This is a genomic window from Paraburkholderia sp. 2C (genome assembly GCF_054589215.1).
Window position 1 is genome coordinate 122,962 of record NZ_BAAILL010000012.1, and the last position, 26,896, is coordinate 149,857.

The 26,896-nt window shown below is 63.9% G+C and carries 21 protein-coding genes; 17 read left to right on the forward strand and 4 right to left on the reverse strand.

Features of this window, described 5'->3' with window-relative positions:
- The first annotated feature begins 59 nt into the window (after window positions 1-59).
- The 5 genes from ileS to dut all read left to right on the forward strand — a co-directional run bounded on the left by ileS (window position 60) and on the right by dut (window position 6,345).
- On the forward strand, window positions 60-2,897 hold the full coding sequence (gene ileS / locus ACYPXD_RS02890; protein WP_459707241.1) for an isoleucine--tRNA ligase: 2,838 nt from the start codon (window positions 60-62) through the stop codon (window positions 2,895-2,897).
- Window positions 2,897-3,397 (forward strand): signal peptidase II, encoded by a 501-nt coding sequence (lspA, locus tag ACYPXD_RS02895; RefSeq protein ID WP_459707243.1) that lies wholly within the window; start codon window positions 2,897-2,899, stop codon window positions 3,395-3,397. Before ileS ends, lspA begins: the two co-directional genes overlap by 1 nt.
- Window positions 3,398-3,520: 123 nt before the next feature.
- Window positions 3,521-4,756, forward strand: a complete 1,236-nt coding sequence (gene coaBC / locus ACYPXD_RS02900) for a bifunctional phosphopantothenoylcysteine decarboxylase/phosphopantothenate--cysteine ligase CoaBC (protein WP_459707291.1) — start codon at window positions 3,521-3,523, stop codon at window positions 4,754-4,756.
- Window positions 4,757-4,827: 71 nt separating this feature from the next.
- Window positions 4,828-5,829 carry an LLM class flavin-dependent oxidoreductase gene (locus ACYPXD_RS02905; protein ID WP_459707245.1) on the forward strand — a complete coding sequence of 334 codons (1,002 nt, stop codon included), beginning with the start codon at window positions 4,828-4,830 and terminating at the stop codon, window positions 5,827-5,829.
- 69 nt (window positions 5,830-5,898) lie between these two features.
- Complete coding sequence (gene dut, locus ACYPXD_RS02910) at window positions 5,899-6,345, forward strand: dUTP diphosphatase (protein WP_219797823.1); 447 nt, start codon at window positions 5,899-5,901, stop codon at window positions 6,343-6,345.
- 120 nt (window positions 6,346-6,465) lie between these two features.
- Here the strand turns inward: dut and clpA are convergent, their stop codons facing one another.
- Together clpA and clpS are read right to left on the reverse strand one after the other, a co-directional pair.
- Entirely contained in the window at window positions 6,466-8,766 is a 2,301-nt protein-coding gene (gene clpA / locus ACYPXD_RS02915) for an ATP-dependent Clp protease ATP-binding subunit ClpA (RefSeq protein WP_459707248.1), read from the reverse strand.
- On the reverse strand, window positions 8,763-9,077 hold the full coding sequence (gene clpS / locus ACYPXD_RS02920) for an ATP-dependent Clp protease adapter ClpS (RefSeq protein WP_075155947.1): 315 nt from the start codon (window positions 9,075-9,077) through the stop codon (window positions 8,763-8,765). The genes clpA and clpS overlap by 4 nt, the downstream gene beginning before the upstream one ends.
- Before the next feature lie 585 nt (window positions 9,078-9,662).
- Between clpS and cspD the strand changes: the two genes are divergently transcribed.
- Window positions 9,663-9,869, forward strand: coding sequence for a cold shock domain-containing protein CspD (gene cspD / locus ACYPXD_RS02925; RefSeq protein ID WP_017776809.1), 207 nt, complete (start codon window positions 9,663-9,665; stop codon window positions 9,867-9,869).
- Between the two features lie 184 nt (window positions 9,870-10,053).
- Here the strand turns inward: cspD and ACYPXD_RS02930 are convergent, their stop codons facing one another.
- Both ACYPXD_RS02930 and icd read right to left on the reverse strand, forming a co-directional pair.
- Window positions 10,054-11,733, reverse strand: a complete 1,680-nt coding sequence (locus ACYPXD_RS02930; protein WP_459707251.1) for a multicopper oxidase family protein — start codon at window positions 11,731-11,733, stop codon at window positions 10,054-10,056.
- 331 nt (window positions 11,734-12,064) lie between these two features.
- Complete coding sequence (icd, locus tag ACYPXD_RS02935) at window positions 12,065-13,321, reverse strand: NADP-dependent isocitrate dehydrogenase (RefSeq protein WP_459707253.1); 1,257 nt, start codon at window positions 13,319-13,321, stop codon at window positions 12,065-12,067.
- A gap of 363 nt (window positions 13,322-13,684) precedes the next feature.
- Here icd and ACYPXD_RS02940 point away from each other — a divergent pair, with 363 nt between their 5' ends.
- The 11 genes from ACYPXD_RS02940 to ACYPXD_RS02990 all read left to right on the forward strand — a co-directional run.
- Window positions 13,685-14,254, forward strand: coding sequence for a pseudouridine synthase (locus tag ACYPXD_RS02940; protein ID WP_459707255.1), 570 nt, complete (start codon window positions 13,685-13,687; stop codon window positions 14,252-14,254).
- Window positions 14,255-14,666: 412 nt separating this feature from the next.
- Window positions 14,667-14,855, forward strand: a complete 189-nt coding sequence (locus ACYPXD_RS02945; protein WP_459707258.1) for a hypothetical protein — start codon at window positions 14,667-14,669, stop codon at window positions 14,853-14,855.
- A 147-nt stretch (window positions 14,856-15,002) separates the two neighbouring features.
- Window positions 15,003-15,518 (forward strand): DUF192 domain-containing protein, encoded by a 516-nt coding sequence (locus ACYPXD_RS02950; protein WP_459707260.1) that lies wholly within the window; start codon window positions 15,003-15,005, stop codon window positions 15,516-15,518.
- A gap of 337 nt (window positions 15,519-15,855) precedes the next feature.
- The gene (gene fusA / locus ACYPXD_RS02955; protein WP_459707262.1) at window positions 15,856-17,961 is read left to right on the forward strand and encodes an elongation factor G; all 2,106 of its coding nucleotides are present in this window, start codon (window positions 15,856-15,858) and stop codon (window positions 17,959-17,961) included.
- A 163-nt stretch (window positions 17,962-18,124) separates the two neighbouring features.
- On the forward strand, window positions 18,125-18,664 hold the full coding sequence (locus tag ACYPXD_RS02960; RefSeq protein ID WP_459707264.1) for a cupin domain-containing protein: 540 nt from the start codon (window positions 18,125-18,127) through the stop codon (window positions 18,662-18,664).
- A gap of 31 nt (window positions 18,665-18,695) precedes the next feature.
- Window positions 18,696-19,784, forward strand: a complete 1,089-nt coding sequence (locus ACYPXD_RS02965; protein ID WP_459707268.1) for a HoxN/HupN/NixA family nickel/cobalt transporter — start codon at window positions 18,696-18,698, stop codon at window positions 19,782-19,784.
- Between the two features lie 316 nt (window positions 19,785-20,100).
- Window positions 20,101-21,774 (forward strand): ABC transporter substrate-binding protein, encoded by a 1,674-nt coding sequence (locus ACYPXD_RS02970; RefSeq protein WP_459707270.1) that lies wholly within the window; start codon window positions 20,101-20,103, stop codon window positions 21,772-21,774.
- A gap of 9 nt (window positions 21,775-21,783) precedes the next feature.
- Window positions 21,784-22,800 carry an ABC transporter permease gene (locus ACYPXD_RS02975; RefSeq protein ID WP_459707272.1) on the forward strand — a complete coding sequence of 339 codons (1,017 nt, stop codon included), beginning with the start codon at window positions 21,784-21,786 and terminating at the stop codon, window positions 22,798-22,800.
- A 10-nt stretch (window positions 22,801-22,810) separates the two neighbouring features.
- Window positions 22,811-23,761, forward strand: coding sequence for an ABC transporter permease (locus tag ACYPXD_RS02980; protein ID WP_459707274.1), 951 nt, complete (start codon window positions 22,811-22,813; stop codon window positions 23,759-23,761).
- Window positions 23,758-25,893 carry a dipeptide ABC transporter ATP-binding protein gene (locus tag ACYPXD_RS02985; protein ID WP_459707276.1) on the forward strand — a complete coding sequence of 712 codons (2,136 nt, stop codon included), beginning with the start codon at window positions 23,758-23,760 and terminating at the stop codon, window positions 25,891-25,893. Before ACYPXD_RS02980 ends, ACYPXD_RS02985 begins: the two co-directional genes overlap by 4 nt.
- A gap of 675 nt (window positions 25,894-26,568) precedes the next feature.
- Window positions 26,569-26,896: hypothetical protein (locus tag ACYPXD_RS02990; RefSeq protein ID WP_459707278.1), on the forward strand; the 328-nt coding region annotated here is incomplete at its 3' end.

The window sequence follows — 26,896 nt, forward strand, 5'->3', positions numbered from 1 at the left end:
GGCAAATCCGCGCCGACCGCCGACATGGGCGCCAACACCGTATTCACCGCTACGTCACCATGAGCAACAAGAAAGCCGATTCGAAACCGCAAGCCAAGTATCCGGTCAACCTGCTGGACACGCCGTTCCCGATGCGGGGCGACCTGCCCAAGCGCGAGCCGCAATGGGTCAAGGAATGGCAGGAGCGCAAGGTCTACGAAAAAATCCGCGCCGCCTCGAAGGGCCGCGCCAAGTTCATCCTGCACGACGGCCCGCCGTATGCGAACGGCGACATTCACCTCGGCCACGCGGTCAACAAGATCCTGAAGGACATGATCGTCAAGGCGCGCAATATGGCGGGCTTCGACGCGGTCTATGTGCCGGGTTGGGATTGCCACGGCATGCCGATCGAGATCCAGATCGAAAAGCAGTTCGGCAAGTCGCTGCCGGCCGCCGAAGTAATGCAGAAGGCGCGCGCCTACGCAACCGAGCAGATCGAGAAGCAGAAAGCGGGCTTCCGGCGCCTCGGCGTGCTCGGCGAATGGGATAACCCGTACAAGACGATGAACTTCACGAACGAAGCCGGCGAAATCCGCGCGCTCGCGAAGATCATCGAAAAGGGCTATGTGTTTCGCGGCCTGAAGCCGGTGAACTGGTGCTTCGACTGCGGCTCGGCGCTCGCCGAGGCGGAAGTCGAATACAAGGACAAAACCGACCCGACGATCGACGTGCTGTTCACGTTCGCGGAACCGGAAAAGACCGCGCAGGCGTTTGGTCTGGCGGCGCTGCCGCGCGCCGACGGCGGCATCGTGATCTGGACCACGACGCCGTGGACGATTCCCGCGAACCAGGCGCTGAATGTGCACCCCGAGGTGGTCTACGCGCTCGTCGATACGCAGCGCGGCTTGCTGATTCTCGCTGAAGAGCGCGTCGAAGCGTGCATGAAGGACTTCAATCTGCAGGGTCGCGTGATCGCGACGGCGCCCGGCGCCGCGCTTGCGAACCTGCGCTTCCATCATCCGCTGTCGTCGGCGCATCCGGGCTACAAGCGCACGTCGCCCGTCTATCTCGGCGATTACGTGACGACCGATACCGGCACCGGCATCGTTCACTCGTCGCCGGCGTACGGCGTCGAAGACTTCGTGTCGTGCAAGGCGCACGGCATGGCCGACTCCGACATCATCAGCCCGGTGATGGGCGACGGCCGCTATATCGAATCGCTCGCGCTGTTCGGCGGCCTGTCGATCTGGGTGGCGAACCCGAAGATCGTCGACGCGTTACGCGAAGCGGGCACGCTGCTGCGCAGCGAGAAATACACGCACAGCTATATGCACTGCTGGCGCCACAAGACGCCGATCATCTACCGTGCGACGTCGCAGTGGTTCGCGGGCATGGACGTCAAGCCGCGCGACAGCGCCAAGACACTGCGCGAAACGGCGCTCGAAGGCATCGAGGCGACCGCGTTCTATCCGTCATGGGGCAAGCAGCGCCTCTTCGCCATGATCGCGAATCGCCCGGACTGGACGCTGTCGCGCCAGCGCCAATGGGGCGTGCCGATGGCGTTCTTCGTGCACAAGGAAACGGGCGAGCTCCATCCGCGCACGCTCGAACTGCTCGAGGAAGTCGCGAGGCGCGTCGAAGTGTCCGGCATCGAAGCGTGGCAGACGCTCGAGCCGCGCGAACTGATCGGCGACGATGCGAACCTGTATGAGAAGAACCGCGACACGCTCGACGTCTGGTTCGATTCGGGCACGACGCACTGGCACGTGCTGCGCGGCTCGCACAAGGACGAGCTGCAATTCCCGGCTGACCTGTACCTCGAAGGCTCGGACCAGCACCGCGGCTGGTTCCATTCGTCGCTGCTGACCGCGTCGATGCTCGATGGCCGGCCGCCGTACAACGCGCTGCTCACGCACGGCTTCACCGTCGACGGCGAAGGCCGCAAGATGAGCAAGTCGCTCGGCAACGGCGTCGATCCGCACGAAGTATCGAACCGCCTCGGCGCGGAAATCATCCGTCTGTGGATTGCGTCGACCGACTACTCGGGCGAACTCGCGATCTCCGAGGAAATTCTGAAGCGTGTGACGGAAAGCTATCGGCGTATCCGCAATACGCTGCGCTTCCTGCTCGCGAATCTGTCGGACTTCGATTTCGCGCAGCACGCGCGACCGGTCGGCGAGTGGCTCGAGATCGACCGCTACGCGGTCGCGCTGACCGCGAGCCTGCAGACCGAGATCCTTGCGCACTACGACAAGTACGAGTTCCACCCGGTCGTCGCGAAGCTGCAGACGTTCTGCTCGGAAGACCTCGGCGGCTTCTACCTCGACGTGCTGAAGGACCGTCTGTACACGACCGCGCCGGACTCCGCCGCACGCCGTTCGGCGCAAACCGCGCTGTACCACATCGCGAACGGGCTGCTGCGCCTGATGGCGCCGTTCCTGTCGTTCACCGCCGAAGAAGCGTGGAAGGTGTTCCAGCCGCACAGCGAGACGATCTTCACCGAGCTTTATCACGCGTACCCCGAGGTGCCGGACGGCGCGGCGCTGCTCGACAAGTGGGCGCTGCTGCGCGCGGTGCGCGGCGACGTGACCAAGGCGCTCGAAGAGGCGCGTGTCGCGAACCTGATCGGTTCGTCGCTGCAGGCCGAAGTCGAACTGCGCGCGAGCGGCGCGCGCTACGACGCGCTCGCGAGCCTGAACGACGACCTGAAATTCGTCCTGATCACGTCGGGAGCGAACGTCGTCAGGGTGGAAAGCGAAGCGGACGAAGGCGTCGACGTGATCGCATCGAAGTATCTGAAATGCGAGCGCTGCTGGCACTATCGCGCGGACGTCGGCGCCGATGCCGCGCATCCGACGCTGTGCGGCCGGTGTGTAAGCAACCTGTTCGGCAACGGCGAAGCAAGGAGCGCGGCATAATGTCCAGAAGCCTGTCGAAATCGGCGAGCGGGTCGCTCGCGCCATGGCTCGGCGTCGCGCTGATCGTGATCCTCGCCGACCAGCTGACGAAGATCGCGATCGCGAAGGTGTTCGCGTACGGCGAGTCACACGTGATCACGCCGTTTTTCAACCTCGTGCTCGTGTTCAACCGCGGCGCGGCCTTCAGCTTTCTCGCGATGGCGGGCGGCTGGCAACGCTGGGCATTTACGCTGCTCGGGATCGTCGCGGCGCTCGTGATCTGCTATCTGCTCAAGCGCCACGGCACGCAGAAGATGTTTTGCACGGCGCTCGCGCTGATTCTGGGCGGCGCGCTCGGCAATGTGATCGACCGGCTGATGTACGGCCACGTGATCGATTTCCTCGATTTCCACGTCGGCGGCTGGCATTGGCCCGCGTTCAATCTCGCCGACAGCGCGATCACGATCGGCGCGGTGCTGCTCGTGATCGACGAATTGCGGCGCGTGCGCGGCGCGCGCTGACAGGCGCTGAGACGCGGTAACGCGCGCGGCAAGGTCGACGTTTAGTCGGAGATTGCAGTGGCAAACAAGCTGACCAACGATGCGCTCGCCGCGTCGACCGAACGACACGACGACGCGAGCGACGTGCCCGACGCGCCCGACGCGTCGTCCAGCGGCGAACTCGCCGGCAAACACCTCGTGCTCGGCATGACGGGCGGCATCGCGTGCTACAAGATCGCCGAACTCACACGCCTGCTCGTGAAGGCCGGCGCGACCGTGCAGATCGCGATGACCGAGGCGGCGACGCAGTTCATCACGCCGGTCACGATGCAGGCGCTGTCCGGGCGCCCCGTCTACACGAGCCAGTGGGACGCGCGCATCGCGAACAACATGCCGCATATCGATCTGTCGCGCGAAGCGGACGCGATCGTCATCGCGCCCGCCTCCACCGACTTTCTCGCGAAGCTCGCGCACGGCATGGCCGACGATCTGCTGTCCACGTTGTGCATCGCGCGCGACTGTCCGCTGCTCGTGGTGCCGGCAATGAACCGCCAGATGTGGATGAACCCGGCGACGCAGCGCAACGTCGCCATGCTGCGCGGCGACGGCGTTCAGGTGCTGGGCCCCGATTCCGGCGCGCAGGCGTGCGGCGAAACCGGCGATGGCCGCATGCTCGAACCGGAAGCCACCTATGAAGCCATCGTTTCGTTCTTCCAGCCGAAGGTGCTCGCCGGCCGCCGCGTGCTGCTGACCGCGGGCCCGACCTTCGAGCCGCTCGACCCGGTGCGCGGCATCACCAATCTCTCGAGCGGCAAGATGGGCTTCGCGCTTGCGCGCGCCGCGCAGCAGGCCGGCGCGGACGTGCATCTGGTGGCAGGCCCGGTCGCGCTCGAAACACCGTGGGGCGTCTACCGCGAAGACGTGCAGACCGCGCAGCAGATGTACGAAGCGGTCATGCGCGCGGTGCCCGACTACGACATCTTTATCGGCGTCGCGGCGGTCGCCGACTGGCGCGCGGAGCATGTGAGCGAGCACAAGATCAAGAAGACCGCGGACCGTGCGGTGCCGGCCTTCAAGTTCGTCGAAAATCCGGACATTCTGTCCGCGGTCGCCCATCTGACGCATCCCCCGTATTGCATCGGTTTTGCCGCGGAAAGCGGCGACCTCGACGTACATGGCGAAGAAAAGCGCGTGCGCAAGAACGTGCCGCTCCTGATCGGCAATCTCGGCCCGCTCACCTTCGGACGCGACGACAACGAAGTCGCGCTCTTCGAAGCAGGCGGCATTACGCGGCTACCGCGCGCCGGCAAGCAGACGCTCGCGCGCGCGCTGATCGCCGAAATCGCGCGGCGTCTGCCGGACGCGAGCCTGATCGGTTAATCGCCAGCCGTGATCTGCACGTTTGCCTTCGCGTGCCTCCCGCACCCTAGTTATCCAGGAGCGCTGCTGTCATGACGCTACTCTCCGTGCTCGATCAGACGCCCGTGATCGACGGGCACTCAGTGGCCGATGCGATTGCCGCAACGGTCGAACTCGCGCAACTTGCCGACGATCTCGGCTTCACGCGCTACTGGTGCGCCGAGCATCACGGTTTGCGCGGCGTATCGAATCCTTGCCCTGAAGTGATGCTCGCGCGCCTCGGCAGCGTGACGAAACGGATTCGCCTCGGCTCCGGCGGCGTGATGCTGCCGTACTACAGTCCGTTCAAGATCGCCGAGCAGTTTCTGATGCTCGAAGCGCTGTTTCCGAATCGCATCGATCTCGGCGTCGGTCGCGCGCCTGGCGGCGACATGCGCACCGCACAAGCGGTCGCGGCCGGTGCGTACAACCGCGGCGATATTTTCCCGCAGCAGGTTGCCGATCTGGTCGGCTTGATGAACGGCACGCTGCCTGCGGATCACCTCGCGCACGGCGTGCTGCTGCAGCCACAAATCGATACGCGTCCGCAGTTGTGGTTGCTCGGCTCGAGCGACTTCGGCGGCATGCTCGCCGCGCAGCTCGGCATTCGCTTTTCATTTGCGCATTTCATCAATGCGCACTTCGGGCATGCGGTCGCGCAGGCGTACCGGGAGCGCTTTCAGTCGGGCCATGAGGCGAAGCCTTATCTCGCCGCCGCCGTCTTTGTGATTTGCGCCGACACCGAGCGCGAAGCCGCCGACCTCGAAAAAGCCGTCGATCTGCGCCGCGTGCAAATGGCGTATGGGCTGAACGAGCCGATTCCGTCGATTGCGCAGGGTATCGCGCAGGAATATGGCGCGCGTGAACAGCTGATCATCGATCGTGAGAAGCCGCGCAGCATCATCGGCACGCCGGAGACGGTGACGCAGCGCATGCATGCGCTGCAGGAACAATTCGATGCCGATGAACTGATCGTGCTGACCGTCGCGGGCAGTTATCAGGCGCGGTTGCGTTCGTACGAACTGCTTGCGCAAGCGTTCGAACTCGGTCGTTGAGCGGCTTCAGATCCGGCGCACTTTCACTCTCGCACTCCACCCTCAAACCCGAATAGAAACCTGACCTGCATGAAACTCGACCTGAAGATTCTCGACGCGCGCATGCGCGACTATCTGCCCGCCTACGCCACGCCGGGCAGCGCGGGCCTCGACTTGCGCGCCTGCCTCGACGAACCGTTGACGCTCGAGCCGGGCGCCACGGCACTCGTACCGACCGGCCTCGCCGTGCACGTCGGCGACCCTGGCTACGCGGCGCTGATCCTGCCGCGATCGGGTCTCGGCCACAAACATGGCATCGTGCTCGGCAACCTGGTCGGCCTGATCGACTCGGACTACCAGGGCCAATTGATGATCTCGACATGGAACCGCGGGCAAACCACGTTCACCCTGAACCCGATGGAGCGCCTCGCACAACTGGTGATCGTGCCGGTCGTGCAGGCGCAGTTCAATATCGTCGACGAATTCGCTGCGAGCGAACGCGGCGAGGGCGGATTTGGCAGCACGGGCAAGCACTGACACATCCGCGACGCTGCGGCGCGGATGCTTCATTCGCGTTTGCCCGACGGCGAGATACAAAATAAAAACGGCGCGGGTTTATTTGCCCGCGCCGTTTTTTCTTGAAGGGGACAGCAGAGCTTAGTCCACTTCCACCGCTTCCGGATTCGGATTCCGCGGCGGCAGAGACTGCTCGTCGAACGTCAGCTGCACCTTGTCTTCCTGATCGACATCGACCGTCACACGGCCGCCGTTTATCAGCTTGCCGAACAGCAGTTCGTCGGCCAGTGCGCGGCGGATCGTATCCTGGATCAGGCGCTGCATCGGACGCGCGCCCATCAGCGGATCGAAACCGTGCTTCGCGAGATGCTTGCGCAGGTTGTCGGTGAAGAGCGCATCGACCTTCTTCTCGTGCAGCTGGTCTTCGAGCTGCATCAGGAACTTGTCGACCACGCGCATGATGATTTCTTCATCGAGCGAGCGGAAGCTGATCGTCGCATCGAGACGGTTGCGGAACTCCGGCGTGAACATGCGCTTGATGTCGGCCATTTCGTCGCCGGTTTCGCGGCGATTCGTAAAGCCCATCGACGACTTCTGCATCGCCTCCGCGCCCGCGTTCGTCGTCATGATGATGATGACGTTGCGGAAGTCCGCCTTGCGACCGTTGTTGTCGGTCAGCGTGCCGTGGTCCATCACCTGCAGCAGCACATTGAAGATGTCCGGATGCGCCTTCTCGATTTCGTCGAGCAGCAGCACGCAATGCGGCTTCTTCGTCACCGCTTCGGTCAGCAAACCGCCCTGATCGAAACCGACGTAGCCGGGCGGCGCGCCAATCAGACGGCTCACCGCATGACGCTCCATGTACTCCGACATATCGAAGCGGATCAGCTCGATGCCAAGCGTGAACGCGAGTTGCCGCGCCACTTCGGTCTTGCCGACGCCCGTCGGGCCCGAGAACAGGAACGCGCCGATCGGCTTGTCGGTTTTGCCGAGGCCCGCGCGCGCCATCTTGATCGACGCCGACAGCGCGTCGATCGCCGGATCCTGGCCAAACACGACCGCTTTCAGGTCGCGATCGAGCGTTTGCAGCTTGCTGCGATCGTCCTGCGACACGCTTTGCGCCGGCACGCGCGCGATCTTCGAAATGATTTCCTCGATCTCGCCCTTGCCGATCGTGCGCTTCTGCTTCGACTTCGGCAGAATGCGTTGCGCCGCGCCCGCTTCGTCGATCACGTCGATCGCCTTGTCCGGCAAATGGCGATCGGTGATGAAGCGCGCCGACAGTTCGGCCGCGGCCGACAGCGCGCCCGACGAATACTTCACGCCGTGGTGCTCTTCGAAACGCGACTTCAGGCCACGCAGAATCGCCACGGTCTGTTCGACCGTCGGTTCTGTCACGTCGATCTTCTGGAAGCGGCGCGACAGCGCTGCGTCTTTCTCGAAGATGCCGCGGAATTCGGTGAACGTCGTCGCGCCGATGCACTTGAGCGTGCCCGACGACAACGCCGGCTTCAGCAGATTCGACGCGTCGAGCGTACCGCCCGATGCGGCGCCCGCGCCGATCAGCGTATGAATTTCGTCGATGAACAGAATGGCGTGCGGACGCTCTTTCAGTTCCTTCAACACCGTCTTGAGACGCTGCTCGAAGTCGCCACGGTATTTCGTACCGGCAAGCAGCGCGCCCATGTCGAGCGAATACACCTGCGCGTCGGCCAGAATATCGGGCACTTCGCCGCGCATGATGCGCCATGCAAGACCTTCCGCGATCGCCGTCTTGCCGACGCCGGCCTCGCCGACCAGCAGCGGATTGTTCTTGCGCCGACGGCACAGCACCTGCACCACGCGCTCGACTTCCGCTTCGCGTCCGATGAGAGGATCGATGCGGCCGTCCTTCGCCATCTGGTTCAGGTTCTGCGTGAACTGCGCGAGCGGGGTTTCCTTCTGCGCAGCGGCTTCGTCCGATTCGGTGTTCGAATCGCTGGCCTTCGCCGCATCCGTGCTATTCGTCTTCGCGATACCGTGCGAGATGAAGTTCACCACGTCGAGGCGCGTCACGCCCTGCTGCTGCAGGTAGTACACCGCGTGCGAATCCTTCTCGCCGAAGATCGCGACGAGCACGTTCGCGCCCGTCACTTCCTTCTTGCCGTTCGACGTGGACTGCACGTGCATGATCGCGCGCTGGATCACGCGCTGGAAACCCAGCGTGGGCTGCGTATCGACGTCGTCCGTGCCAGGCACGGTCGGCGTGTTGTCATGAATGAAGTTGCGCAGGTTCTGACGCAGGTCTTCGATGTTGGCCGCGCAAGCGCGCAGCACTTCGGCGGCCGTCGGGTTGTCCAACAGCGCCAGCAAAAGATGTTCGACCGTGATGAACTCATGCCGCGCCTGGCGTGCTTCCATAAACGCCATATGCAGGCTGACTTCCAGTTCCTGGGCAATCATGCTTCCTCCATCACACACTGCAGCGGATGCCCGGCCTGCCGTGCGTGGGTAACGACTTGCTCGACTTTGGTCGACGCGATGTCCCGCGTGTAGACCCCACAAACTCCCCTGCCTTCGCGATGCACCTTTAGCATTATCTGCGTAGCGGTCTCACGATCTTTATTGAAATATTCCTGCACGATCATCACGACGAATTCCATCGGCGTGAAGTCGTCATTCAACAGCACTACCTTGTACATGGCCGGCGGTTTCAGCTTTTGTTCCTGCCGCTCCAGTACCGTGTTGTCCTGCTTGTCCGGGATAATCGCCATACACCCATTCTAAACAACTCGGACAGGCCCGCAATCCTGTCAAAACCCAACCGGCCGACCAGCCGACCACTGCCGGCGATCACGTCGGCTGCGGCCCGCGGGCGTTGGCCCGTCGCGCTTGCGCAATGCGCGGGGCCGATCGCGGAACCAGCCCTCCGGTATGTCCTCATTCATTCCAGTTCGCGGCGCGAGGCCGCTGTCCGAAACGAGTATCGCACAACCTGCGCCAGCGGACGTTAAGCTCGCCGCACATGCCGAGGCGTCCGGTGCGAAGCGTGCTGCAAGGCTCCGCCACACGCTCCATGTGAGACGATTATGCGACTTTTCAAGATGGCCCGCTTGGGTGACCGCACATAAGAAAAGAAGGAAAAACCCTGGAGATTGGTTCTTTACAACGGCGCACATAGCGTCTCAAAATTTTCTTGACACTCGAATAAAGAGACTCAACAATCAAGCTGGCACTTTTTTCAATGTGCGGTCTATACGAAAAAATGCCGTTGGTGAGCTTGTGAGGAGGGACGGCTGCATTCCGCGGTCGTTGGGCTTTTCGAGGGCTCGTGTGATTGAGTTACAGGGGATGTTGGTATGGCAACCGGTACGGTCAAATGGTTCAATGACGCGAAAGGTTTCGGATTCATTACGCCCGACGAAGGCGGTGAGGATCTGTTTGCACACTTTTCGGCTATCCAGATGAACGGGTTCAAGACCCTCAAGGAAGGCCAGAAGGTGAGTTTCGAGGTCGTGCAAGGCCCCAAAGGCAAACAGGCATCGAACATCCAGGCTGCAGCCTGAATCCGTTCGATTCCCGTACCCTTTAAAGAACCCGGCTTCATGCCGGGTTCCTCATTTATAAAGCGTGGCGGCTTTTTGAAGCACGGCACGTTTCAAAGCCCAGTTATTGAGACCCGGCCTTGCGCCGGGTTTTTTTATGTCCGCTTTTTAACATCCATTATTGGCGCGCGATGAGCGCCGAGGTCTAGACGACTTTCAGCGTCGCCATCATTCCAAGATCTTCGTGTTCGAGAATATGGCAGTGAAACATCCGCTCGCCCGGCATTTTCTGCACGGTCGCAATGCGCACTGTTTCGCCAGGCTGAACATTGACCGTGTCGCGCCACGCGAGATACGGCTCCGGCGTTCTTTTCCCGTTTCGCTGCCGCTCGATGATCTGAAACTGCGTGCCGTGCAGGTGGAACGGATGGTCCATGTCGGTACGATTTTCAATCGACCAATGCTCGACCTCGCCGCTGCGGCTCGTTAGCGCTATGCGGGACGCATCGAATGTCTCGCCATTAATCAGGAATTTCATGCCGGCCGGCATCTCGCTCATCGTCGCGCCCGGACGATGCATCGCTGCCATGTCCATCTCTTCGGAAAAGACCACGGATTTTTGCGGCGCCGCCGCGCCCGCGGGTGGAACCAGCGCTCCGATCGTACGCAGCGGCGAAGGAAGCGGATGCGGCGTCGGCTGAACCGCTGCGCCCGTCCCCGTTCCTGCCGCGGCCGGCGCAAAACGCACGTCGGCGAGCACGCGCGCCGGATCGGGCGGCAGGCTGCTGCCCGGGCTCATCGCCATTTTGCGGCGGTCGTAGACGGCCGCCGTCAGCGCGGTCTGCCACGGCCATTGGCCCGCGCGCACGATCAGTTCAGCGCGCTCGCCGGGCGCAAGCAGCAGTTCGGTCAGGCCGTCGCGCGCGTCGCCGAGCAGGCCGCCGTCGGTACCGACCTGCGCGAACGGGTAATTGACGCCGAGCGAGAGCCGCAGATATCGGGCATTGCATGCGTTCCAGACGCGCCATCGCTCGTCGCGCGCAACCACGATGCGTGGCCGCCGCGCGCCGTTGACGAGCACGAACTGGCCCTCGCGGCCGTTCATCCAGTCCATCATGTCGTTCGGCGCGATCGAGCCGTCGGCAGCCAGTTTGAGGTCGGTCAGGAACAGATGCCGCTCGGGCAGCGCGGCAAGCGGGTCGTCGGCTGCGCGCACGACGATCGGCCCGGCAAGGCCGCGGTACACCTGCCCCGCCGACAACATATGCGGATGCGGGTGATACCAGTACGTGCCGGCGCTGCCGCGCGGCAACGTGAAGCGATAGACGCGCGACTCGCCCGGCGCGACCGGATCGAACGGATTGCCGTCCTGATCGGGCGGCACCGGCAAGCCATGCCAGTGCACGGTCGACGGCTGCGGCAGGCGATTCACGAAGCGGATTTCCACGGTATCTTCTTCGCGCACTTCGATCAGCGGGCCCGCGATCGGGCCTTGCGCTGCGTCGCCGTACAGCCAGAACGACGTCTCTTTGCCCGGCATCAATTGCCGGCGCACCGGCTGTGCGACGAGCGTCGCGCGGAACGTGCCCGGATCGCTGCTTTCGTTGGCAAGACGGCGCAGCGTCGCGAGCGGCGCGCCGGACGGCAACGCGTTCGGCGACGCGAGCGCGACGCCTGCGTCGTTCGCGCTTCCCGCATGCGACGTCATGCCGCGCATGCCGGCCATATCGTGCATCCCGTGCATGTCGCCCATGCCCTCCATGCCCGGCATGTCCTGCATATCGTGTCCAGCATGCTGCGCGAATGCGCTGCGCACGCCTAATGACCCAACGGCGGACGCGACGGCGGCGCTCATTGCGCGAGCCAGAAATTCCCTGCGAATCATCGGTTGTTTCCCTGGTTCACACCGCAACGTTGCGTCTCGAGCAACGATGCGCGACAACGTATTTATTTCCCGCGGAATCAGGCGTTCAGCCGTTCATTCGCGGCGAGCGGCAAGCATAACGCAGCTCGCCGGTTCGCGCGCCCGAGCCGGACCGCACCGCTCTGCAGCACATGAAGACGCAAAATGGATGCGCGCGCAACGAAAGCGGAAAAAGTGCAGGTTCGAGCCATGCGCACATTAAAAAACCCCGGCGATCGCAACGCGACCCACCGGGGTTCAACCGTTCGATGCAGGCCACGTTCAAACCGCCATTCGAAGCCCGCACCGGCGATTACATATTCTCGATCATCACCTGACCGAAGCCCGAACACGACACTTGCGTCGCACCTTCCATCAGCCGCGCGAAGTCGTACGTCACGCGCTTCTGCAGGATCGATTTCTCCATCGACGAAATGATCACGTCAGCCGCTTCGGTCCAGCCGAGGTGGCGCAGCATCATTTCGGCCGACAGGATTTCCGAACCCGGATTCACGTAGTCCTTGCCTGCGTACTTCGGCGCGGTGCCGTGCGTCGCCTCGAACATCGCGACGGAATCCGACATGTTCGCGCCCGGCGCGATACCGATACCGCCGACTTGCGCGGCCAGTGCGTCCGACACGTAGTCGCCGTTCAGATTCAGCGTCGCGATCACGTCGTATTCGGCCGGACGCAGCAGGATCTGCTGCAGGAACGCGTCGGCAATCACGTCCTTCACGACGATCTCGTTGCCCGACTTCGGGTTCTTGAACTTCATCCACGGGCCGCCATCCACGAGTTCCGCGCCGAATTCCTTCTGCGCGAGCGCATAGCCGTAGTCACGGAACGCGCCCTCGGTGAACTTCATGATGTTGCCCTTGTGCACGAGCGTGACCGAGCGACGGTCGTTGTCGATCGCGTACTGGATCGCCTTGCGCACGAGACGCTCGGTGCCTTCCTTCGACACCGGCTTCACGCCGATCGCCGACGTGTCCGGGAAGCGGATTTTCTTTACGCCCATTTCGTCGCGCAGGAACTTGATGACTTTCTTGGCCTGCTCCGATTCCGCGGCCCATTCGATGCCCGCGTAGATGTCTTCCGAGTTCTCGCGGAAAATGACCATATTGGTTTTTTCCGGCTCGCGCACCGGCGACGGCACGCCCTTGAAGTACTGCACCGGACGCAGACACACGTACAGGTCCAGTTCCTGGCGCAGCGCGACGTTCAGCGAGCGGATGCCGCCGCCGACCGGCGTCGTCAGCGGGCCCTTGATCGACACCACATATTCCTTGACCGCAGCCAGCGTTTCTTCCGGCAGCCACACATCGGGACCGTAGACCCGGGTCGCCTTTTCGCCGGCAAACACTTCCATCCAGTGGATTTTCTTCTTGCCGCCGTACGCCTTCTCCACCGCCGCATCGACGACCTTGATCATCACCGGCGTGATATCGACACCAGTGCCGTCGCCTTCGATGTACGGAATGATCGGCTGATCGGAAACCTTGAGCGAGAAATCGGCGTTGACGGCGATCTTGTCACCGCCCGTCGGAACCTTGATGTGCTGATACGCCATGATCGGACTCCAGTGGTGGATGGCTGTGCTGGGGAAACCAGATTGGGGACTGCGAAACTGGGCGCTCCACTTACGCGCATGCCTGACGCCCGCGGGCGTCAGGCCGCCTATTCTAGCCCACGGACCACAGCCGGAAAGCGAGGGGCATCGGCACGCCTACGCATCGGCACGCCTACTGATGAGCGCAACGTCTTAAGTCTTATATAAGACATAAGACTGAGCGCTTCGTATTATGCATTAATATCCCGCCATTTACCACGGCCGCGGCCCGCGGCACCGCGCCTACCGCCCCTGCGACGCACCTGCACGCGTTTTGCGGTGCACACGCAGCGATTCGACGCTACTCCTGTACTGATTCTACGCATGACGCTGCTCGCCTTGAACAAACCCTACGGCACGATCTGCCAGTTCTCCCCGCACGAAACGCGCGCGTCGCTCGCGGACTGGGTACGCGTGCCCGGCGTGTATCCGGCGGGCCGGCTCGATTCCGACAGCGAAGGCCTGCTGCTTCTCACCGACGATGGCGCGCTGCAGGCGCGCATCGCCGAGCCGCGTCACAAACTTGTCAAACGCTACTGGGCGCAAGTCGAAGGCGCGCCGCGCGCCGCGGACCTCGAGGCGCTCGCGCGCGGCGTCGATCTCGGCGACTACGTGACGCGCCCATGCCGCGCCGCCTTTGTCGAACCGCCCGATACGCTATGGCCGCGCAATCCACCGATCCGCTATCGCGCGGCCATTCCGACGACGTGGATCGAACTGTCGATCACCGAAGGCAAGAACCGGCAGGTGCGTCGCATGACGGCCGCGGTCGGTTTCCCGACCTTGCGTCTCGTGCGCGCCGGCATTGGCGCGCTCGATATCTTCGCGCTCGGCCTCGAACCCGGCGACACGATCGAACTGCCCGCGCGCGCGCCGTGGGACGGGGTCGCCTAGACGCAGTCGCCTGGACGCAGTCGCCTGGACGCGGTCGCCTGGACAGGGGCGCCTGGACAGGGGCGCCTCGACGGGGTGCGCCAGGACGGGGGCGCCCGGCGACGTTCGCATTCGCTTTCGGCAAAAATTCGCGAGCTTTCCCGTGCCCTTTCGTCAACCGTGCGCCGACATCACGCGTTACACGACGCAGATGCCGCGAGCTGTCCGGCATTCAGCCCCGCAAGCCGTTCGCACCATCCGGCACACCGCTGCCTGTGTCGCGCGCGTCTCGCAAGCTCGCAACCGGCTCGTCAAAAATTTCCGCCGAAATTTGATGCGCCGGCTGTCAACCGAAAGGTGGATGGCACGTTGAACGACATGACTCGACCCACGGGTCACCTGGTTAATTCACTAAAGCTGAGGATTTCACAAAATGAACAAACTGATCGCCGCTCTGGTCGCTGGCCTCTTCGCATCGGCTGCTTTCGCACAAGCTTCGGCTCCGGCTGCTGACGCAATGGCTCCGGCTTCGTCGGCTCACAAGGCAGCGAAGAAGCACACCAAGCACGCTTCGAAGAAGAAGGCAGCTCCGGCAGCTGCTGCTTCGGCCGCTTCGGAATAAGTTTGAAGAAATAACGCAGTCAAGAACAAGCTGTACCTGCCGTTCTTACGGCGTTGAAAGGCAGATCGCCGCAAGGCCGTCTGCCTTTTTCTTTTTCTACGCGCTCGCGTAACATTCGCGGTTCATCTCTGGAGAAGGAGCACCGTCGTGCGATTCAACCCGCGCTCGCTATGGGCGAATTTTGCGGCGCGCCTCGCGCTTGCCGTTGCGTTGTCGGTCGTCGCGTTGTCGTTTGCCGCCTTGCCGGCGCGCGATGCGTTTGCGCAGATTCCGCCCGGCGCGAAACAGCCCGGCGACTTCCCGCGCGTCAAGCTGACAGCCGGCATGTTCGTGATCGACGCCGCCGTTGCCGCGAACGATCCGGATCGCGAGCAAGGCCTCATGTATCGCACGGAACTCAAGCCGAACGAAGGCATGCTGTTCGTGTTCAACGAGAATGCGGTGCACTGCTTCTGGATGAAGAACACGCTGATCCCGCTGTCGATCGCGTTTATCCGCGCGGACGGCACGATCACCGATATCGATGAGATGCAGGCCGAAACCGAGAACAACCACTGCCCGCGCAACAACGGCGTCTACGCGCTCGAGATGAGCAAGGGCTGGTTTGAGTCCAAGGGCATCAAGCCCGGCATGAAGCTTCAGGGGCTGCCGCAGCCGCAGTAAGCGGCCGAGGTTCGTGCATCGCGCAATCCGTCGCGACGCAGCAATCGCCCCCGCAGCTGTCACGGCATTGAGCCGGTTCGCACACACGCGTGCGAACCGGCTTTTTCGCTTCTGCATGCTGCCGAATCACCGTTCGCCGCATGCGGTGCAACCGACTGTGCCCGATGCGCCGCCCGTGCCGCACGCTCCGCCCGCTTGCCGCAATGCGGAAGATTCAAGCAAAAGGGGACCCGACACGCTATCCTTATATTCTCTGCCAGTCGCGCCGCAGCCGACCGGACCGGGTAGGTCACCCGCCGGCGGAAAAGGGGCGGCGCGCTATTTCATGGAGGTTCACGTGCCCCGCAAGACTCCCATCGAGCGCTATCGGAACATCGGGATCAGCGCTCACATCGATGCCGGCAAAACTACCACCACCGAGCGCATCCTTTTTTACACCGGCGTGACTCACAAGATCGGCGAGGTTCACGACGGCGCGGCGACGATGGACTGGATGGAGCAGGAGCAGGAGCGCGGCATCACGATCACGTCGGCTGCCACGACGGCCTTCTGGAAGGGCATGGCCGGCAATTATCCGGAGCACCGGATCAACATCATCGACACCCCCGGGCACGTCGACTTCACGATCGAAGTCGAGCGCTCGATGCGCGTGCTCGATGGCGCGTGCATGGTGTACGACTCGGTCGGCGGCGTGCAGCCGCAGTCGGAAACCGTGTGGCGCCAGGCGAACAAGTACAAGGTGCCGCGCATTGCGTTCGTCAACAAGATGGACCGCGTCGGCGCCGACTTTTTCCGCGTGCAGAAGCAGATCGGCGAGCGTCTGAAGGGCGTCGCGGTGCCGATCCAGATTCCAATCGGCGCTGAAGAGCATTTCGAAGGCGTGGTCGACCTCGTCAAGATGAAGGCGATTGTCTGGGACGACGAAAGCCAGGGCATCAAGTTCGAGTACAAGGACATCCCGGCGAATCTCGTCGAGCTCGCGCACGAGTGGCGCGACAAGATGGTCGAAGCCGCCGCCGAGGCCGACGAGGTGCTGCTCGAAAAGTACCTCGAAGACCACGAAAGCCTGACCGAAGAGGACATCAAGGGCGCGCTCAGAAAGCGCACGATCGCCAATGAGATCGTGCCGATGCTGTGCGGCAGCGCGTTCAAGAACAAGGGCGTGCAGGCGATGCTCGACGCGGTGATCGACTATCTGCCGTCGCCGGTCGACGTGCCCGCCATTCTCGGTCACGACGAAAACGACAAGGAAGCGGAACGCCATCCGAGCGATGACGAGCCGTTCTCCGCGCTCGCGTTCAAGATCATGACGGACCCGTTCGTCGGCCAGCTGATCTTCTTCCGCGTGTATTCGGGCGTCGTCGAATCGGGCGATACGGTCTACAACGCGGTGAAGGAAAAGAAGGAGCGCCTCGGCCGTATCCTGCAGATGCACGCGAACGAGCGCAAGGAAATCAAGGAAGTGCGCGCGGGCGACATCGCGGCCGCAGTCGGTCTCAAGGAAGCGACCACCGGCGATACGCTGTGCGACCCGAACAACGTGATCATTCTCGAGCGGATGATTTTCCCGGAGCCGGTCATCTCGCAGGCCGTCGAACCGAAGACGAAGGCCGACCAGGAAAAAATGGGCATTGCGCTCAACCGTCTCGCGCAGGAAGACCCGTCGTTCCGCGTCAACACCGACGAGGAATCGGGCCAGACGATCATCTCCGGCATGGGCGAGCTGCACCTCGAAATTCTCGTCGACCGGATGAAGCGCGAGTTCGGCGTCGAAGCGACGGTCGGCAAGCCGCAGGTCGCCTATCGCGAGACCGTGCGCACGAAGATCGAGGACGTCGAAGGCAAGTTCGTCAAGCAGTCGGGCGGGCGCGGCCAGTACGGCCATGCGGTGATCACGCTCGAACCGAATCCGACCAAGGGCTATGAATTCGTCGACGCGATCAAGGGCGGCGTGATTCCGCGCGAATTTATCCCGGCCGTCGACAAGGGCATCCAGGACACGCTGAAGGCCGGCGTGCTCGCCGGCTACCCGGTCGTCGATACGAAGGTCACGCTGACGTTCGGTTCTTACCACGACGTCGACTCCAACGAAAACGCGTTCCGCATGGCCGGTTCGATGGCGTTCAAGGACGCGATGCGCAAGGCAAAGCCGGTGCTGCTCGAACCGATGATGGCCGTCGAGGTGGAAACGCCGGAAGAGTTTATGGGCAACGTGATGGGCGACCTGTCGGGCCGGCGCGGCATCGTGCAGGGCATGGAAGACATCGCGGGCGGCGGCGGCAAGCTCGTCCGCGCCGAAGTGCCGCTTGCCGAGATGTTCGGCTATTCGACGTCGCTGCGTTCGCTCACGCAGGGCCGCGCGACGTACACGATGGAATTCAAGCATTACGCTGAAACGCCGAACAACGTGTCCGAAGCGATCATCAACGCGAAACAGAAGTAATCGGTATTCGATGTTCCAGCCAAAGCCCGTTCCTCGCGAACGGGCTTTTTTCGTGCGCACCAACGCCCGTGCCCACGGCGCGATGCCGGCGAGCGTGCGTGTCATTTTTGGCCGTGCCAGAATGGACGGCGCGCTTCCTACGGTTCGCGCAAGGAGACAACCGATGAGCCACGACCACGATCACCACGATGACGACCGTGACGAAACCGCGCATGGCGCGCACGGAACGCAGGATCAGCCCATCGACTGGCGCGAACACGGCGTCAAGGTTATCCGCGGCGACCAGCTCGACACGAACACGGCGCAAACACCGGGCATGAACCGCGCGGCCGCGATCAACGCCGCGCGCGTCGGCGCGCAGAAAATCTGGGCCGGCACGGTGACGATCCACCCGAACGCGAAGACGGGCGCGCATCATCACGGCGCACTCGAAAGCGTGATCTACGTGGTGCGCGGCCAGGCGCGGATGCGCTGGGGCGAACACCTCGAATTTACCGCCGAAGCGGGCCCGGGCGACTTCATCTTCGTGCCGCCGTATGTGCCGCATCAGGAGATCAATGCGAGCACCGACGACCCGCTCGAATGCGTGCTCGTGCGCAGCGACAACGAAGCGGTCGTCGTGAACCTCAATATCGACGCGGTCGAACAGCCGGAAACCGTCTATTGGGTCGATCCGATCCACAAACATCCTCACCAGCACTAACGCCCTCCCTGCCCTTTCCACACGACGCCTCATGACGCCGCCCGCCACGCGCCTTCGTCTTCCGACACGACAGATCGTGACGCTCTACGCCACGCTGATTGCCGTGAATCTCGGCGCGTGGGCGTGGGCGCTGATCGCGTTCCGCCACTATCCGCTGCTGCTCGGCACCGCGCTGCTCGCCTACGGCTTCGGTCTGCGTCACGCGGTCGACGCGGACCATATCGCGGCGATCGATGCGGTCACGCGCAAGCTCATGCAGCAAGGCAAGCAGCCGCTTGGCGTCGGACTCGCGTTTTCGCTCGGCCATTCGACCATCGTGATCGCGGCGACGATCGGCATCGCGGTCACGGCGTTGTCGCTGCATAGCCGTTTCGACGCATTCAAGGCCGTTGGCGGCACGATCGGCACGATGGTATCGGCGGCTTTTCTGCTCGTGCTCGCGGGCGTCAATCTGACGATTCTGCGCGATGTGTGGCGCCGCTATCGGCACGCGCAGCGCAGCGGCGAGAACCACGGCGACGCCGACGGCCGCAACGCAACCACCCACGCGAATCTCGAAGCCATCGCCAGCGCCGCCGCGCCGGCGGGATTGCTGTCGCGCGCGTTAAAGCCGCTGTTTCGCGTCGTCACGAAGAGCTGGCATATGTATCCGGTCGGCGTGCTGTTCGGCCTTGGCTTCGACACGGCGACCGAAATCGGCCTGCTCGCGATCGCCGCGGCCGAGGCCGGCAAAGGCCTACCGCTCTATTCGATTCTCGTGTTTCCCGCGCTTTTCACCGCGGGCATGACGCTCGTCGATTCCACCGACAACGTGCTGATGGTCCACGCGTACGGCTGGGCCATGGATGATCCGAAGCGCAAGCTCTACTACAACGCAAGCATCACGTTCGTCTCGGCGCTCGTCGCGATCGCGATCGGTGGCGTCGAGGCGCTCGGCCTGATCGCCGACAAGCTCGGCTTGTCCGGCCGCGCGTGGGATGCGATCGGCGCGGTCAACGCACAGTTCGGCACGCTCGGATACGGCATCGTCGCCACCTTCATGGCGTGCTGGATCGGTTCGATTCTGTTTCATCGCTGGCGGCGCGCACCGTCGACACCGTCCGCGCAGTCACCGCAATAGCAGAAGCGCACGCGGTAATCACAGCGAATTCGCCGGCGCGGCGCCGCATGGTTCTCGCGCTTCGCCGCGTGCCTGAACGCACGAGCCGCCGCTCAATCGAATCCCAACCGTTGTCAGCGCGAGACAAGCCGCCCCGCTTTCTCGTGACCGGCACAGCGGTTCGCGGGCGCAAACGCGCCGCATTGCAAGGCAATCGCTTACACTGACTCCTCATCCATCGTCGCAGTACCGCTCGCACCGCCGCGCCGCCTTTGCCAGAATGCCTGAGTGTCAGGTCGCGCGCGACGCTCAACAGAACGGACCGGACTATCTATCGATGAAGATCCCCGCGGACCACCCGTACCTGCCGTCACTACGACGCGCCCTCGAAGCCGCCCGCAGCGAAGCCGACCCGTACGGCCATCATGCAATCGACGAATTCCTCGCGGGGCGCCTGTCGCGCCGCGAACTATTGCGCTACGCGAGCGTAATCGGGCTTTCGCTCGCAGGCACGGGGCTGTTCGCATCGCGCGAAGCGCGTGCGCAAGGCGCGTCGAATGCGACCATCCGCGTCGCCCATCTGACACCGGCCGGCGCCGTCGATCCGCTCACGGTGACCGATGCCGGCGGCCTCGCGCTGCTGAACCAGACCGGCGAATTCCTCGTCGACGACGACAGCGAGAAGCTGGCCCTGCGGCCCGCGCTCGCGCTATCGTGGAAGCCGAACGACAAGGGCGACGTCTGGACCTTCAAGCTGCGTCAGAACGTGAAATTCAACAATGGCGAAGCGTTCAGCGCGAAGGACGTGGCCGCGACGTTCGACCGGCTGACGGACCCGGCCACGGGCTCGGCCGCGCTATCGGTATTCAAGGGCGTGCTGTCGAAGAGCGGCACGAAGGTCGTCGACGATCACACGGTCGAATTTCATCTCGACGCGCCGACCGGCAACTTCCCGTACTACGTTTCGTCGGACAACTACAACGCGATCATTCTGCCGGCCAGCTATAAGGGCGATTACGAAAAAACCTTTGTCGGCACGGGCGCGTTCAAGCTGGAGAAGTACCAGCCGAAGGTCGGCGCATCGTTCGTGCGCAATCCCGACTACTGGGGCGAAAAGGCGCTGCCCGAACGCGTGCAGTTCACGTTCTACGCCGATCAGCAGGCGCAGATACTCGCGCTGCAAGGCCGTCAGGCCGACGTAATGGGCACGTTCACCGTGCAGGGCGGCCGCGGTCTGCTGAACAACCCCGAATTCAAGGTGATCGGCGTGAAGTCGAGTGCGCACCGTCAGATTCACATGCGCAACGACAGCCCGCAATTCAAGGACAAGCGCGTGCGCCAGGCGCTCGCGCTGGCGATCGACCGCGACGTGATCGTGCGCGGGCTCTTTCAGGGCCGTGCGCAGGTCGGCAACGATAGCCCGTTCGCGCCGGTGTTTCCGTCTTCCGATGCCGGCGTGCCGCAACGCAAGATCGACGTCGCGAAGGCGAAACAGCTGCTCGCGCAAGCGGGCGTGCCGAACGGCTTCGACATCACGCTGACCACTGAAAAGTACATGGAGCTGCCCGACCTCGCGGTCGTCGTGCAGAACTACGCGAAAGCGATCGGCGTGCGCATCAACCTCAAGGTGGAAAGCCAGTCGATGTATTACGGCGCGGGCGTGCCGGGCAAGTCCGATTGGCTCGACTCGCCGCTCGGCATCACCGATTACGGCGCGCGCGGCGTGCCCAACGTGTTCCTGAAAGCGCCGTTGACGAGCACAGGTACGTGGAATGCTGCGCACTTCCGGAATCCGCAATACGACCGGCTCGTTGCGAATTTCGACGCGGCGCTCGACATCACGTCGCAAAAGCGCATCTCCGCCCAGATCCAGACGCTCCTGCTCGATGAAACCCCGGTGATCATTCCGTTCTTCTACGACCAGTTGATAGCGGCACGCGCAAAGCTGAACGGCGTGCGTTTTACTGCGCTCGCGCAGTTGTATTTCGATCGCGCGGTGATCGCCGCGTAGCCGGCTCCGATGTCGACCCCTGCCTCCACTGCTCCCGCCGCCAAACGCGGCACTTCAGGCGACGCCGCGCGCGTCGCGGGCTTTCTCGCGACGCGTCTCGCGCTCGCGCTCGTCACGTTGTGGCTGCTTTCGGTGCTGGTGTTTGCAGGCGGCCAGTTGCTGCCCGGCGATATCGGCCGCGCGATACTCGGGCCGCTCGCCGATGCGCGCGCGGTCGCCGCGCTCAACCATCAGCTCGGCGCGGATCGGCCGCTGCTCACGCAGTACACGCAGTGGATCACGCATCTGCTGCACGGCGATATGGGCACGTCATACGCGTTTCGCGAACCGGTTGCGCCATTTGTCGGCAGCGCGCTTGCGAACTCGGCGAAGCTCGGCCTGCTCGCGTTTATCGTCGTCGTGCCGCTCGGCATCGCGGGCGGCGTATGGGCCGCGTTGCACGAAGGACGATGGATCGATCGCACGATCAGCGTCGCGGGGCTGTCGGCAACCGTGGTGCCGGAGTTCGTTTCGTCGATCGTGCTGATACTCGTGTTCGGCATCTGGTTGCGCTGGCTACCGATCGAAGCGGACGCGCCGCCCGGCGCGGGCGTGCTCGAACAGCTGCGGCATCTGATTCTGCCGGTGCTGCCGCTCGTGCTTATCTTCTTCGGCTATATCGCGAGAATGGCGCGCGCGGGCACCGTCGAAGCGCTCGATGCCGACTACACGCGCACCGCGATTCTCAAAGGCTTGCCGCCGCACATCGTGATTTTCCGGCACGTGCTGCGCAATGCGCTGCTGCCGACCATCACCGTCGCCGCGACGCAGCTCGGCTATATGATCGGCGGCCTCGTCGTCGTGGAAACGCTGTTTCACTACGAGGGCATCGGCTCGCTGATCTACAACGCCGCGAAAGCGAAGGATTTTCCGATGCTCGAGGCCGGCGTGCTGACAGTCGGCGTGGTCTATACGGTCGCCAATTTCATCGCGGACGCGCTGCATGTGACGCTGAATCCGCGCTTGCGCGTTCGGAGCGCCGAATGAGGAGCACCTTATGACGAGCGCCGCACCCGGTACGCCCGAGGCGCGTGAGGCATCCGGCGCAGGCAGCGCCGCTGCCGGCACGGCGGCTGCGGCGAGCACAGCGACCGCCGCCGCACCGCCGCCGCGCGCGCAGGATCCGCGCGTCGAGCGGCTGCTGTTGCTGTTGCGCTCGCCGAGCTTCGTCGTCGGCGTGCTGATCGTGCTGTGGTGGGTGGCCTGCGCGATTGCGGGCACATGGATCGCGCCGCACGACGCATACGCGTCCGATCCGCTCAATTCGCTGCTGCCGCCCGATCATTCGCACTGGTTCGGCACCGACCAGCTCGGCCGCGACGTCTATTCGCGCGTGATCGTCGGCGCGCGCGACATCCTGACGATCGCGCCGCTCGCGACGCTCGTCGGCACCGTCGCCGGCACCGCGCTCGGTTTGACCGTCGGCTACTTCGGCGGCTGGGTCGATCATGTGATCGGCCGCGCAATCGACGCCGTGCTCGCACTGCCGCTCGTGATCGTCGCGCTGCTCGCGCTCGCCGCGGTCGGCGCATCGAACCTGACAGTGATCCTCGTGATCGGCATCACGTTCATGCCGATCACCGCGCGCACCGTACGCGCCGCGGTGCTCGCCGAACGCCATCTCGACTATGTCGCCGCCGCGCAGCTGCGCGGCGAGCACGCGCCCTACATCATGTTCGCCGAGATTCTGCCGAACGTGCTGCCGCCGATCATCGTCGAAGCGACCGTGCGCCTCGGTTACGCGATCTTCTCGGTCGCGACGCTATCGTTTCTCGGCTTCGGCATCCAGCCGCCTTCCGCGGACTGGGGACTCGCGCTCTCCGAGTCGTACACGCTGATGGCGGGCGGCGCATGGTGGACCGTCGTGTTCGATGCGGCGGCAATCGCATCGCTGGTGGTCGGCGTGAATCTGATCGCCGACAGCGTCGAAGGAGTGCTGGACCGATGAGCGCATCGCCGGCCGCGGCCTTTCCCGCATTCGACGTCTCGAAGCGCGACCGTTCCGACGCGCTGACGATCGTCGGGCTCACGGTTGCGTATCGTGTGCGCGGCCGCGATCGCGAGGTGCTGCAGGACGTGTCGTTTCGCGTGCGGCGCGGCGAAGCGTACGGGCTGGTCGGCGAATCGGGCTGTGGCAAATCGACGGTGGCGATGGCCGTGCTGCGCTATCTGCCGCGCAACGGCCGCGTCAAGACGGGCCGCATCTCGATCGACGGAGAGGATGTCGAATCGCTCGATGCGGTTGCGCTGCGCGCCATGCGGGCGAATGCGATCTCGATGGTCTACCAGGACCCGTCGCGCGCGCTGAACCCATCGTTGACGATCGCGCGCCAGGTGGCCGAAGCGTTCGAAGTATCGGGCGCGACCTACGACGAAGCGATGCAGCGCACGCTCGACATGCTGCGCCGTGTGCGCATCGCGGCGCCCGAGCGTGTGATGGACAGTTACCCGCACGAACTGTCGGGCGGCATGCAACAACGCGTCGTGATCGCGATGGCGCTCGCGTCGAACCCGGCGCTGCTGATCCTCGACGAACCGACGACCGGTCTCGATGCAACCGTCGAAGCGGAAGTGCTCGATCTGATCGCGCAGTTGCGCGAAGAGTACGGTACCGCGGTGCTGTTTATCAGCCACAACCTCGCGGTGATCGGCAAGATGTGCGAGCGCGTCGGCGTGCTGTATGCGGGCAAGCTCGTCGAGGAAGGCGCGACGCGCGATGTATTCAACCGGCCACGTCACCCCTATACGGTCGGCTTGTTGCGCTGCCTGCCGAGTCCGGGGCGCAGCAAGGATACGGACCGGCTCGATACGATCGCGGGCAGCTTGCCGACGCCCGGTTCGATCACGCACGGCTGCATCTACGCGGACCGCTGCCGGCTCGCCGACGATCGCTGCCGCCGCGATGCGCCGCCGCCATACCGGATGAGCGCGCAGCATGGCGATCAGATGTCGCGCTGTCACTATCACGAGCGTGCGATCGACTTGCCGCGCACGAATGTGAATGCGCCGGCGCGAAAAGCGGCATCGGCGAATTCCGGTGAAGCGCAAGCACGCATGCCAGCCGCACCGGTCGCGGCGAAGCCCAACGGCGCCGAACGTGTGCTGCGCGCCGCGGACATCTCGAAGACCTTCCATGCGTCCGGCGTCGCATTGCGCGCCGTCGATTCGGTGTCGCTCGAACTCGCGGCCGGCGAAACACTGGGCCTTGTCGGCGAATCGGGCAGCGGCAAGACAACGCTCGCGAAGATGCTGCTCGGCCTGATCGCGCCCGACGCGGGCGGCGTGCTCGAACTCGACGGCGAGCCCTTGGCCTCGCGCGTGACACGCCGCAACGACGCGCAGGTGAAGTCGCTGCAGATCGTGTTTCAGAACCCCGATTCGGCGCTCAATCGCGCGCATTCGGTCAAGCGTCTGATCGGCCGCGCGCTGTCGCGACTGACTTCGCTGCATGGGCTTGCGCGTGAAGAACGGCTCGCGATGCTCACAGCCGCCGTGCGCTTGCCGGACCGTTATTTGAGCGCGCGCACGCGGCAGTTGTCCGGCGGCCTCAAGCAGCGCGTTGCGATTGCGCGCGCGTTCGCGGGCGACCCGCGCGTGGTGGTCTGCGATGAACCGACGTCCGCGCTCGATGTATCGGTGCAGGCCGCGATTCTGAACCTGCTCGCGGATTTGCAGCGCGAGCATCAGGTGAGCTACGTATTCATTTCGCACGACCTGCATGTAGTGCGCTATCTGTCGGATCGCATCGCCGTGCTGTACGTCGGACAACTGCTTGAAATCGGGCCCGCCGCTGCGGTGTTCGATGGACCACATCATCCGTACACGGAGGCGTTGCTGTCGTCGGTACCGACACTCGATGCGCATACAACGAATTCGGGCCGCGAGCGCATCCGTCTCGAAGGTGAACCACCGAGTCCCGCAGCGCCGCCTTCGGGATGCGTGTTTCATACGCGCTGTCCGCGCAAGATCGGCGCGATCTGCGAACAGCAGGACCCGCCTTCTTCCGATGCCGGCGACGGCCATCGCATCCGCTGCCATATCCCTATCGACGAGCTTCGCTCGCTTCAACGTCGCCGATGAAACATCGCGCGAGCTGATTTCGCGCCCTCGTTTCAGCGCAGAAACGTTTTCCGCAGGTTTTTCCCTCCCCGCACTCGTTGCTCGCGCATCGCGCCACGCGCGGCGCGCCTTTGCGCGCAATGGCATGTTTATCGCTATATGCCGGGCGTCCGCTTTCGTCTGATCGACGTCATCAAGTCGATCGATGCGAATCGGCAGGCACGCGGATCGACGCCTAAACGTCGATCCACAGGGAGCGTGGCGAATCGCGCCGCGAAGGGCGGCGCGGTGTGCATCAATAAAGCTACGGGGCAATCAGGGCGGCGGCGGATCGCGTGACGGCGAAGTCTCGCGGTCCGCCCGTCGACAGGATTGGAACAAAGGGAATCGCGGCGAATGCGGGGCTGCAGATTCCAGGGAGATGTGCGATGGAGCCTGATAAATTTATTACGCACTGCGATCTTTCAGGACGCAGAGCGATGGTGAAGGTCGCCCTCGGCGCGGCGCTCGTTGTGGTGATCGGGGCGCCGCCGTGGACGGCGGCATGGGCGGCGAGCACGGACGAAGTCGTGCCGCGATGGCTCATTCTCGCGGATGCGGCATTGCCGGCAAGCAGCGTATCGATTGCCGGCCTGCCCGGAAGCGGCGAAGCCGACATGCCTGGCGAGCCTGCCGCCGCAGGTCAGATTCCCACCGATGCAACATCTTCGACCGCTGCCGATGACGCCGCCGCGGTATTCACGCCAGATAGTTGTGCTGGCAACCAGAACAACTGTGGTCCTTATACGCACGGCGGCGCTCGCGGCGGCTCCGGTGCTGCGTCCGCCAGCGCTGCGGCGGGTGGGGGCAGTTCGTCCTCCGGAAGCGCTGGCGGCTCGGCAGGCGGTGGCGCAGGAAGTGGCGCAGGCAGCAACGCGGGTAGTAACGCTGGTGGTAGCAGCGGCGGTGGTGGCGGTAGCGGTAGCGGTGGCGGTGGTGGCGGTGGCGGTGGCGGTGGCGGTGGCGGTGGTGGTGGTGGTGGTGG

Bases quoted from the DNA above. Each gene is read 5' to 3' on its own strand.
- ACYPXD_RS02965 (WP_459707268.1), top strand. From the start codon at position 18,696: ATGACGCCGCCCGCCACGCGCCTTCGTCTTCCGACACGACAGATCGTG.
- ACYPXD_RS02975 (WP_459707272.1), top strand. From the start codon at position 21,784: ATGTCGACCCCTGCCTCCACTGCTCCCGCCGCCAAACGCGGCACTTCA.
- ACYPXD_RS02980 (WP_459707274.1), top strand. From the start codon at position 22,811: ATGACGAGCGCCGCACCCGGTACGCCCGAGGCGCGTGAGGCATCCGGC.
- ACYPXD_RS02930 (WP_459707251.1), bottom strand. From the start codon at position 11,733: ATGATTCGCAGGGAATTTCTGGCTCGCGCAATGAGCGCCGCCGTCGCG.
- clpA (WP_459707248.1), bottom strand. From the start codon at position 8,766: ATGATTGCCCAGGAACTGGAAGTCAGCCTGCATATGGCGTTTATGGAA.
- ACYPXD_RS02945 (WP_459707258.1), top strand. From the start codon at position 14,667: ATGAACAAACTGATCGCCGCTCTGGTCGCTGGCCTCTTCGCATCGGCT.
- clpS (WP_075155947.1), bottom strand. From the start codon at position 9,077: ATGGCGATTATCCCGGACAAGCAGGACAACACGGTACTGGAGCGGCAG.
- cspD (WP_017776809.1), top strand. From the start codon at position 9,663: ATGGCAACCGGTACGGTCAAATGGTTCAATGACGCGAAAGGTTTCGGA.
- ileS (WP_459707241.1), top strand. From the start codon at position 60: ATGAGCAACAAGAAAGCCGATTCGAAACCGCAAGCCAAGTATCCGGTC.
- ACYPXD_RS02960 (WP_459707264.1), top strand. From the start codon at position 18,125: ATGAGCCACGACCACGATCACCACGATGACGACCGTGACGAAACCGCG.
- ACYPXD_RS02905 (WP_459707245.1), top strand. From the start codon at position 4,828: ATGACGCTACTCTCCGTGCTCGATCAGACGCCCGTGATCGACGGGCAC.
- ACYPXD_RS02970 (WP_459707270.1), top strand. From the start codon at position 20,101: ATGAAGATCCCCGCGGACCACCCGTACCTGCCGTCACTACGACGCGCC.
- ACYPXD_RS02985 (WP_459707276.1), top strand. From the start codon at position 23,758: ATGAGCGCATCGCCGGCCGCGGCCTTTCCCGCATTCGACGTCTCGAAG.
- ACYPXD_RS02940 (WP_459707255.1), top strand. From the start codon at position 13,685: ATGACGCTGCTCGCCTTGAACAAACCCTACGGCACGATCTGCCAGTTC.
- icd (WP_459707253.1), bottom strand. From the start codon at position 13,321: ATGGCGTATCAGCACATCAAGGTTCCGACGGGCGGTGACAAGATCGCC.
- lspA (WP_459707243.1), top strand. From the start codon at position 2,897: ATGTCCAGAAGCCTGTCGAAATCGGCGAGCGGGTCGCTCGCGCCATGG.
- dut (WP_219797823.1), top strand. From the start codon at position 5,899: ATGAAACTCGACCTGAAGATTCTCGACGCGCGCATGCGCGACTATCTG.